Origin of the sequence: Aquipseudomonas alcaligenes NBRC 14159 (genome assembly GCF_000467105.1) — a bacterium.
Taxonomy (GTDB): Bacteria; Pseudomonadota; Gammaproteobacteria; order Pseudomonadales; family Pseudomonadaceae; genus Aquipseudomonas; species Aquipseudomonas alcaligenes.
This window is the reverse complement of sequence record NZ_BATI01000036.1, coordinates 60,222-69,750: the sequence shown is the minus strand read 5'-3', so window position 1 is coordinate 69,750 and position 9,529 is coordinate 60,222. Positions and strand designations below refer to the sequence as shown.

Annotated in this window: 8 protein-coding genes and 1 pseudogene; 1 reads left to right on the top strand and 8 read right to left on the bottom strand. The window is 57.1% G+C overall.

Going from position 1 to position 9,529, the window contains the following annotated elements; all coding sequences use genetic code 11:
* Positions 1-252: 252 nt before the first annotated feature.
* On the bottom strand, positions 253-759 hold the full coding sequence (locus tag PA6_RS22915) for a hypothetical protein (protein WP_255209938.1): 507 nt from the start codon (positions 757-759) through the stop codon (positions 253-255).
* A gap of 122 nt (positions 760-881) precedes the next feature.
* Positions 882-1,241 (bottom strand): hypothetical protein, encoded by a 360-nt coding sequence (locus PA6_RS23475; RefSeq protein ID WP_021702458.1) that lies wholly within the window; start codon positions 1,239-1,241, stop codon positions 882-884.
* A 280-nt stretch (positions 1,242-1,521) separates the two neighbouring features.
* On the opposite strand from PA6_RS23475, the pseudogene PA6_RS18330 reads away from it, so the two are divergent.
* Positions 1,522-2,010, top strand: a pseudogene (locus tag PA6_RS18330) (SIS domain-containing protein); the annotation flags it as partial.
* 399 nt (positions 2,011-2,409) lie between these two features.
* Here PA6_RS18330 and PA6_RS18325 read toward each other — a convergent pair.
* From PA6_RS18325 to tssI, 6 genes are all read right to left on the bottom strand, one after another.
* The gene (locus PA6_RS18325) at positions 2,410-2,874 is read right to left on the bottom strand and encodes a hypothetical protein (protein ID WP_043216993.1); all 465 of its coding nucleotides are present in this window, start codon (positions 2,872-2,874) and stop codon (positions 2,410-2,412) included.
* On the bottom strand, positions 2,874-5,525 hold the full coding sequence (locus PA6_RS18320; RefSeq protein ID WP_021702455.1) for a T6SS phospholipase effector Tle1-like catalytic domain-containing protein: 2,652 nt from the start codon (positions 5,523-5,525) through the stop codon (positions 2,874-2,876). The genes PA6_RS18325 and PA6_RS18320 overlap by 1 nt, the downstream gene beginning before the upstream one ends.
* Positions 5,510-5,959: a DUF3304 domain-containing protein gene (locus tag PA6_RS22910; protein WP_255209939.1), complete on the bottom strand. Its 450-nt coding sequence runs from the start codon at positions 5,957-5,959 to the stop codon at positions 5,510-5,512. The genes PA6_RS18320 and PA6_RS22910 overlap by 16 nt, the downstream gene beginning before the upstream one ends.
* A gap of 68 nt (positions 5,960-6,027) precedes the next feature.
* Positions 6,028-6,546 carry a DUF3304 domain-containing protein gene (locus PA6_RS18315; protein ID WP_043216988.1) on the bottom strand — a complete coding sequence of 173 codons (519 nt, stop codon included), beginning with the start codon at positions 6,544-6,546 and terminating at the stop codon, positions 6,028-6,030.
* Positions 6,543-7,352 (bottom strand): DUF4123 domain-containing protein, encoded by an 810-nt coding sequence (locus PA6_RS18310; RefSeq protein WP_021702452.1) that lies wholly within the window; start codon positions 7,350-7,352, stop codon positions 6,543-6,545. Before PA6_RS18310 ends, PA6_RS18315 begins: the two co-directional genes overlap by 4 nt.
* A 25-nt stretch (positions 7,353-7,377) precedes the next feature.
* Positions 7,378-9,504: a type VI secretion system Vgr family protein gene (gene tssI / locus PA6_RS18305; RefSeq protein WP_021702451.1), complete on the bottom strand. Its 2,127-nt coding sequence runs from the start codon at positions 9,502-9,504 to the stop codon at positions 7,378-7,380.
* Between the last annotated feature and the right edge of the window lie 25 nt (positions 9,505-9,529).

Here is a 9,529-nt window from a genome sequence, read left to right as displayed (position 1 = left end):
CCCTAGGGGCAGCGCGCTAGTTCTTATAAAACCCATCATGCTCCTAGCTTACTCTTGGCGGACTGGTAACTATTTTACAAATGATGGAATAGGCGGAACTTCATAGATATGCCTAATTTAACTAGTCTCGTTTCCATTTTTTAAAGGTTAGCTTGTCGAGCAACTAGGGCGCCCGCTGACCAGCTCGACCTCGAAGTGGTAGGACTAGTCGATGGTCTCGCAATAGTTGAGCTCGATAATATGTATTGCTGATCAATCTATTTGGATCAGTATCAGCGTGTTGTTTTTAAATTCAAAGTGGCGAGTGCGATTGATTGCTTGTAGTCGATTGCCCTGTTGATCTGTCTCGGGATCTGCTGCTGTTCCATGTATAACTAGCAAGCGGCTTTCAGGGCGAAATTCGGCGTCATAGTAGCTGCCATCTGGGTCGTCGAGTAGGTATGCGTTTGGGAAGCCTGCAACAATTCTACCTGTTTTTGCGTCGAGAATTTCTCCACAAACAGCACCACCACCACAACCGCCTGTATAAACTACATAATGCCCTGCAAAATTCACCTTACGCTTTATTGCATTACTTCGATATGCAATCCATTTATCATCACTCTGATCGAAACTCTCTAGAGAATGATTTGGTCCTGCAAAGACACTGTCGACCTTATAATCCTCAAATTTTGGTTCGGAGCTGCCAGCAAAAGCGTTCAGCGCAGGTATGCAGAATGCGAGGGCGAGCATTATTAATTTTGAGAGTTTAGCTTCCACTGCGTTTAGACCCCTCAAGAGCTTTGACCATTGTGTCTGGAATAACATGGGCCTTATTGAGTCAGCCGCCAGAACATTAAGAGCGGCCGCAGGAGCTGAGTGCAACTGTCGCGCTTCGTAATTTAGGGACTAACTCTCTCATTTGTCCTAGAGAGCTTTTCTTTAAGGGCCCATCCTTCTAAGGTTTCACCATCTTCTCTAACGTATATTATTGATAGGAATTCATTAAGCTCGGTATAAGCCTGTACCCTGTCATTCTTAATCAAAAATATTTTTTCATCATATGAGCATTTTTTATTTGGAGCGCTGTGGAGATATAACTTATCAGGTCCAGTGACTAGATATATTTGCCCTGGTGGAGTTAAGTAAATTTCGTCTCTATATGTGCTCTCATTGACTTTTTCGCAAAATTCGCTTGGGTAAGAGGTTAAGGAGGTTATTGAAATTGCCAGAGCTAGGAAAAATTTGACTAAAGGTTCCACGCTTATATTATGCCTTTGAGTTTTTGCGCATACTGACTGTCAGCGACATAGCCTCTTTTTGTAGCTCATCAGCCCAGAAATTTGAGTCTTTACTAGACAAGAGGTCATGATGCCGCTTGTTTTGCACAAAGAAATTTTTCTGCCTTCAATGCTGTCGTCAAATTATTGGTAAGCGATGAGCTTGGCTAGTATCTTAATTCTTTTTCTATTGACTTCTTCGTGTTTCTATATCTCGATAAAAATCAGGTTTCCTATGTGCTTTGGTTCCAAAGAGCTTATAGCTTGGGCCATGGACAAGACCGTGGAGAAGGTCGCCGAGCTGTTCGCCGAGAAGCACCACACCCTGTTCCTTGGTCGTGGCGCCCAGTACCCGGTGGCCATGGAAGGTGCGCTCAAGCTCAAGGAAATCTCCTACATCCACGCCGAAGCCTACCCGGCCGGCGAGCTCAAGCATGGTCCGCTGGCCCTGGTCGATGCCGACATGCCGGTGGTCACAGTCGCGCCGAACAACGAGCTGCTGGAAAAGCTCAAGTCCAACCTGCAGGAAGTCCGCGCCCGTGGCGGTCAGCTGATCGTCTTCGCCGACGGCGCCGCCGGTCTGGGCAACGGCGAGGGTGCGCACGTCATCAACATGCCGCACATTCACGACGTGCTGGCGCCAATCCTCTACACCGTGCCGCTGCAGCTGCTGTCCTACTACGTGGCCGTGCTGAAGGGTACTGATGTAGACCAGCCGAGAAACTTGGCAAAAAGTGTCACAGTGGAATAAGCCGAAAGTGAAACAAGAAAGCGGGTGTGGGATGCAAATAAAGTTTCATCCTTAGAAATAAAGTGTCATCCCGAGCAATCGGGTTCTGGCCTTGTCCGCCCCCTGGAACCCCCAATGATTGCGGCCTGCAAGGCCGCAATCAGGGAGGAAATTAGCAAGGTCACAATAGAAATCAACGACTTACGATTTCAGGTAAGGATGACACTTTATTCGCATGGCTCCGGGGTTTTCCGACCATTTGAAGGCCGCTGCGAGGCATTAGGATGAGGCTTTAGGTACAGGTCGGGCAGTGAGCTTCCCAGCCAGCCCAGCAAATCGTTCCCGTTAGGATGAAACTTTATTTGCATCCCACAGCGGGCCAGGAGCCCGCTTTCTTCTTTAGCAGATGGATTTACTCGATCAGATTCCACACGAGCGGCCCAACAGAAAGGCACTGATCGTTGTGTGCGGTGCGCGCAGAGTCGCTTCGGCATGTCGATCATGTGATTCGCCATACTCGCTTTTGTTGAACTGCCTCAGCACTTTCATCGTCAGGGTGATCTCGCCGTCTCGGGAGCGGTAGAGCAAGACTGGCTTGCCGATATCGTTGGTCTCCAACTCGATTATCTCGCCGTCATTACGGATATAGAGGAATTGTTCATCTACTTCGATAAGTGATGGGGACAAACCGTTCCTTGTGGCGAAGTGCTGATCGGTAAGACTGTACCCGCAGAGCCAAACTCCAGGGCTGTCATGACCAGCCGCGTTGAAAGCGGCCAGTGCTTCTTTGTAGGGCAGAGGCTCCATCTCTTTGGAAAATGCCGTGGAGCTGATAGCCAGTAACCCTATCAAGGCTAGCGCCGATCTCTGGACTAAGTTGGGCATCAGCCGATGCCCAACTTGTTGCCGACCATATCGCCAGCCATATCGAGCCAACCCGGAGACTTGGTTTTGTCAGGCTGCTCCGCATCACTCAACTGCCCAGCGACCACATCAATCAGCCCCATCGGGTTGCCTTCCTTGGCATCGGCCACCGCCTTGGCTGCCTGTGCGGCCTGGAAGATTTTCTTCAGCTCGGGTGAGGTTGCGGTCTGTTCGGTGAGTGGTTGCGGTAGAGGCATTGCCTGGACCTGACGCAGTACGGTGCCAGGCTCGCGGGTGTAAGCGCGAAGGTGATCGATGCCTTCCATCATCGGGTAGGCGATGCCGGTGAGAGGGTCGAAGGCGCTGACCTGCGGCAGGCTCTGGGAGTTTGGCATTGGCAGCTTGCCGCGGATCACCGGCACACCTAGGGTCGGTAGCATCAGACCCAACAAGTAGCGGGGATCACGGCGTTTGACTGCCAGGCCGATGCTGCCGACGGCTATGGCCAGGCCAATGACTCGACCGGCGGTCAGCAGCGGCGTCAGCGACTTGTTCGACTCCTGATCGAAGTGCACCAGGCGGTAACGGAAGTAGTCGGTCCATACCTCTCTGGGGGCAAAACCCGAGCTATTCATGAACCAGGCGCGGGAGTCGTGGACATGATCGTCGAACAGGGCGACGAGCGACTCGTAGCCAGGGGCGACTTTCCCTTTATCCACAAAGAGCTTGTGATACCAGGCCGTGCCGTCGGTATGGATACTCTTGAACTGAGTGGCTTCGTCTTCTTCGTTGATCAGATAGATCACACCGGAAAGTGAGTCGATTACGCCGGAAAGGAAGCCTCGATCATCCTCCACGGGCTTCCAGTCACCGCGGTAGTCGCGGGAAAACTCGGCGGCGGCTCCCTGGAGCTGGCGGTTATCCAGGGTTGGTTCGTAGGCCTTTTCGATTTCCAGCTTCTGGTATTCCCCAAGGCCACCGACGGTGCGGATGTCCTCATCGAACTTCGAGTAACTTGAGCAATCACCTTCCGCGAGAGCGCGGTTGGCCTGGAGGCGCTCTGCGCAGCTAACGAATTTCTCGCCGTTTCGCTCGCGTTTCTTCTCATCAAGCTTATGCGCGTGCAGGCGTGTGCGGGCATCCCAAACGGCTTCTGATTCGTCCGGTTGCCTCTTTACGTTCTCGTAGAAGCTGCTGCCGTTCAGGCCATTGTGGTAGCGGTCGATGCGCCAGCCGGTGATCAGCTCGGTCTCTCGCTCGACAATTTCCTCCAGGGGCGCCTCCTTGCCTGCCTTGGCCTGCCAGGCATTGAAACGCTCAATAAGCATGGGAGAGATAGAAAACTCCCGCTTACTAATGTCGAGCATGGCCAAATTTGGTTCTCGATCCGAGGCATCCTTCGAGATCATCTCTTTAGGTACCAGTAGAGGCGCGCCAGAGGCGAAGGCTTCTCTATACATGTGATGAAGAGTGATCTGGGATAAAAGCAGCTCTTCCTGCATGGCCTTGCCCTGATCTTTGGCGGGATAGCCTCCACCGACATCCGAGTGCATGCCTGGATAGACGTACTCGACGCTGTTTGCCCGATAGCTTGAAGATTGGCTCTTGTCCGGCTCTCCATCTTCACTGCGTGGCCGCCGGCGTATCGAGTCCAGCGGGAAACTGGCGCGCTGCTCGTGGGCCGAGACCAGATGCACGCAGCGATTGAGAAAGCGCTGGTCTTCCGGCAGGCGGGTGTCTTCGTCTGGCAAGCGCATGGTGCCGTCAGCCCAGCTCATATGGCCGGCGGCGAAGGGGAAACTGTCGGCCAGACCGACGGCCGCTACCGTATCGAAAATGCCAAGAAACTCGATGGAGATCGGCAGGCCGGCGAAGCGGTATTCCGGCTCGCCATTGGCGCGGGGCTTGCGTACCAGTTCCAGCAGCCAGTTGCAGAAGGTTCGCGCCTCCGCGGCGCCTCGGGAGAAGCCATAGACATACAGGCGCAGGGAGAGAGTCTCAGGCTTCTTCTGCTGTTCCTTGTGAGACAGTAATGTGGCTTCGAGTTGGTTGATCAAGGGCCGCAAGGCTTGTTCACGATTGCGTTTGCCATTGCTGATCAGCTCTGGGGTCAGCATTACGGTGCTCATTGTCGAGAGCAGATCTTGGGTTTCCGAATCGTCTAGGATCGTGTTCAGAAGATTTCTACGCAGTGCGTCGATCAGGCGAGTCAACCCCCAGTTAATGCGATTCTCCCCACCCATCGCGCCGATAAGACCTTTCGAAAGCGGCTCGTGCTCGCCGATTTCCGGAAAGGCTGTACCGACGCCCGGGCAGTAGTAGCGGAAGTGGCTCTGTGTTCCTTCTCCCTCAGAGTGATCCACGGTCGCATGGTACAAGCGGGCAATATTGCTAGTACTTAGCGGCTCGCGCTCATCCGCGTGCCTGTTGTTGTTGGTGCCGTCGAAGAACAGTGACAGATGCAAGGATTGGCAGCAGGTGTTGCTACTAATGGCTCCGCCTGCCTGCAACGAATTCTGTCTGGTATGCGAGATGTGTTGATTTTCATCTCTCTCTCGCTTGCTCAGATTGTTCATTACGGCCTGTGGCGAATCGGGTAGGCCGTTTTTAAATGGAGGGGCAATCAACGCATTGGCCTTGCCGGCACTTCCCTGTGTCATGGCGCTGGGCACTCTTTAGGCTCCTTGAGTTGGAACAGTTCCTTGTAGGGATAATCTGGGTGTTGCGGAGTCAAGCAGGTGGTATTCACCTGAACTTGATCACAAGGCAGGAAATGAACCTGGAGTCCGCAGCTCTTCTCATAGCGAGGGATCTCAACTACTGCGCGGTGATGAGTCCAAGTCTTGACCTCTTCTCTCATCCTGGCATGCCAAGCCTCAGAGTCACGTTGTTCTGACCAGTTGCTGCTGCTGTATGGATCTGCGTCCTTTTCCCACTCCACCTCGGCTGTTAGGCCGGGGTGCCACTGAGCGGGGAGTAATCCACAGCAACTCTGATTTCCCCCTCCTTGATGCGGTCCTATATTTGATCCTCCAGCCCCGTTAACGCTGAAGCTATTGATTGCTGCAGAAGTGTGGTTGTAGCCCGTGACCGGCGCGGCCAGCATCTTGGGCTTGGCAGGGCCGCAGCCGGCGAGCAATAACGCGCAGATAGCGCCACAGCTAAGCCAGGTTTTCATGAGGCAGGGCATTCCTTGGGCTCCTTGAGCTGGAACAGTTCCTTGTAGGGATAGTCGGGGTGTTGCGGGGTAAAGCAGGTGGTATTGACCTGCACTTGATCGCAGGGGAGGAAATGAACTTGGTACCCGCAACTCTTTTCGTAGTGAGGGATCACGACCTCGGCACGGTGACGGCTGTAGTGGCGCTCATGCTCTTCCATCCGTTTGCGCCAGGCGTCCGAAAACAGGGGTTCAGGCCAGTTCACGTGGGGGGTTGGGTCTTTTTCCCACTCCACTACGGCGGTTAGGCCGGGTCGCCACTGGGCGGGTAATACGCCACAACAGCTTTGCTTGCCGCCCCCTTGATGTGGCCCGATGCCGGCTCCGCCGGCGCCATTCACACTGAAGCTATTAATCGCGGCAGAGGTATGGTTGTAGCCCATCACAGGTGCAGCCAGCATTTTGGGTTTGGCGGGAGCGCAGCCTGCAAGTACTAGGACACTGGCGCAGAGCAGCCAGCCTAAACGACGGTTCATGCGAGCTGGGCCCTTGGCGATATCGACGAGTTGCGGGCCAGCCATTCGCGCACATGCGTCCTGCGTTGGTCGATATCCACAATGCCCTGCTGGTTGGCATCGAGATAGGCACGTACCAAGTGCTGCTGCAGAGTTTCCCGACTGGGCAGACCGTACTCCTGGTGCTGTGCGCAGGTGAATGCACGGTAATCCTCGGCATCCATCCAGGCGACCAGTTCGGCAACCTGCTCATTGCTCAATTCCATTGTCGGTAAAGGCTGAGGCAGTTCGCTGGGATGAGCCGACTGGCCAGCCAACTGGCGGGGTTGGTCATCGCGATCCAGCCAATGCCAGGCGCTGACCGGGGCATGGAACCAGCGGCCTTGTTGGGGTGTGAGGGTTTCGCTGACGGCAAAGAACAGTCGTGGGTCCCAGTAGCGCAACAATCCGCCGCTGCGCCCCTGATTCCACTCGGCCTGGGTGCAGTGACGCAAATGTTCCGATAGCTCGATGAAGGACCAATTGCTGAGCAAGGCCAGTAGGCGCGGCTCGCGGTGCAGAGAGTCGAACAATTGCTGTAGCCAGAGCCGATGTTCCTGATCGGCCCATTGCAGGCGCAGCAGGACAGGGCCCTGCTTGGCCAGGGCCTGTTCGGGAGTGCCGTCGAGCAGCAGGGCGATACCGGGTTCGTTCTTCAGATCGGCCAGGCTCTGCCAGAGCGGGTATTTCAGTCCCGTGGTGTCGAGCAGCAGGTCGACATGGGCGAGCCGATGACTGAGCGCCTGTTCCTGCAGAATGGCCAGCCAGGTGGAGGCATGGGTAGGCATGAGTCGTCCTTGATTCTAAGTCGGGTCAGCGCGGCACTAGGGCCTGGGCCTTGCGTTGGGCGATGCGCAGACATTCCTCGCACACCGCCGGTTGCGGCTTGTTTTCGCAATTGCTGAGTGGGTTGAGCCAGGCCTCATCCAACAGATTCCCCGCCTTGTCCTTATCCGCCATCCCCGGCTGCAACGGCTGTTTGATGGCGATACCAGTACCCGAGCCCGGGGCGCCGCCGGCGTTGAGTTTGGCCAGGGGACCGACCAGGGTGATGCCGCTGGGGTCGAGTTTGATGAAGCTGCCGCCGGCCTTGAGGGTGAGTTCGACGCCGGCTTCGATGACCATCTTCTGCCCGGCCTTGAGGTGGATCTCGCGGCCGGCTTTGGTCAGCTGGGCGGTGCCGAGCTTGATGTGCTGGTTCTGGGCGATGGTCAGGTGGTCTTCGGCCTTCACCTCCACTTTGCGCTCGGCGTGGGTGGTGTGGTGTTCCTCGGCCTTGAGCTCGGTGTAGCTGTTGGCTTCCACCCTGTCGTGGCGCTCGTGGCCGATGCGGATCTTCTGGTCGTGCTCGACGTTCTCGTCCCAGTCCTTCTGGGCGTGGAGGTAGATCTGCTCCTGGCCCTTGCGGTCTTCGATGCGCAGTTCGTTATAGCCGCCACCGCCCGGACTGCTCAGGGTCTTGAATACGCTGCGGGTCTTGTTTGCCGGCAGGTCATACGGAACCACATGCTCCTTGTGGTACAGGCAGCCGGTGACCAGTGGCTGGTCGGGATCGCCTTCGAGGAAGGTGACCAGCACCTCCATGCCGATGCGCGGAATGGCGATGCCGCCGTAGCGGTCGCCGGCCCAGCTGGAGGACACTCGCAGCCAGCAGCTGCTGGTGTCGTCGGCCTGGCCTTCACGGTCCCAGTGGAACTGCACCTTGACTCGACCGTACTGGTCGCAGTGGATCTCTTCGCCTTTGGGGCCAGTGACCACGGCGCTCTGGCTGCCCAGCACCTTGGGCTTGGGATGGCGCAGGGCGGGGCGGTGCAGGACGTCCCAGGGGGTGGCGCTGAAGCGGTTGCGGTAGCCCTGGTGGAAGTTGTCGGAGTTGGCGGATGCGCCCTCACCCCCGGCCCCTCTCCCGGAGGGAGAGGGGAGACCGCCGCCGAGGAAGCTGGTGACGGACTCTTCCAGCACCTGCGGTTGCTTGCCTTCGTGAAGCACTTCCTGCAGCAGCCAGAGGTCGTTCCATTCGCGGCGCGGGTGGTCGGAGATTTCCAGCAGGTGGCCGGTCACCAGGCGTGGCTGGTCGCTCTCGCCCTCGGCCAGCTGGTAGTCGGCGCGGTGGCGTTCCAGGGCGCGTTGGCTCAGGTGCTTGCCGCGTGTGCGCTCGGTGTAGCGGCCAGGGTAGTCGTAGTCTTCCAGCTTGGGTTGGAAGTTGGCCTTGGCGCTGGTCTCCAGCAGCAGGCGTGGTTGCTCGAAGTCGTAGTCGCGGCGGCTGACCTGGTTGGTGCGGGTGACCAGGCGCAGGGCGAAGCGCTTGATCACTGGCTCGTCGGCGACCAGGCCGCTGTCCTGCACATAGGCGGTGGGCTGGCCGAGTTTGGGGAAGCCGGTCTGGTCGTCGCCGAACACCAGCACATGGCCCTTGGCCGAGTGCTCGAAGTGATAGTGGATGCCTTCCTCCTCGCACAGGCGCTGAATGAAGTGCAGGTCCGTCTCGTCGTACTGCACGCAGTAGTCGCGCTCGGGGTAGACGGTCGGGCCGAGCTGGAAGCGGTAGGCGCCGCCGAGGATGCCGTGCTCTTCCAGGACCTGCGCGATGATCTGCGGCACCGTCCGGTGCTGGTAGATGCGCTGGTTAGTTCGATAGCCGAGCCAGGCCAGCTTGGGCATCAGGGTCAGGCGATAGCGGGTCAGGCGCTTGCCCGACTCGCCCTGGCCGGCATCGTGGACCAGGCCGTGGATGCCGCTGCCATCCGGGGCGAAGGCGAGGAAGGCCGGCTTGCCGAGCAGCTCGGCGAGGTCCAGGTCGGGCTTCTCGCTGACCAGCTCGACCTCGAAGCGGTAGGGCTGGTCGAGGGCCTCGCGGCCGCTGAATTCGAGGACCTGCAGGTCGTGCTCGAGGCCGTCGAGGGTCAGGCTGAAGTGGGTCTGGTTGGCGGGGTTGAACATGGGTCGTCCTTGTCGATAGGCGCAA

Bases quoted from the DNA above. Each gene is read 5' to 3' on its own strand.
- PA6_RS18325 (WP_043216993.1), bottom strand. From the start codon at position 2,874: ATGCCCAACTTAGTCCAGAGATCGGCGCTAGCCTTGATAGGGTTACTG.
- PA6_RS22910 (WP_255209939.1), bottom strand. From the start codon at position 5,959: ATGCTGGCCGCGCCGGTCACGGGCTACAACCACACTTCTGCAGCAATC.
- PA6_RS18315 (WP_043216988.1), bottom strand. From the start codon at position 6,546: ATGAACCGTCGTTTAGGCTGGCTGCTCTGCGCCAGTGTCCTAGTACTT.
- PA6_RS18310 (WP_021702452.1), bottom strand. From the start codon at position 7,352: ATGCCTACCCATGCCTCCACCTGGCTGGCCATTCTGCAGGAACAGGCG.
- tssI (WP_021702451.1), bottom strand. From the start codon at position 9,504: ATGTTCAACCCCGCCAACCAGACCCACTTCAGCCTGACCCTCGACGGC.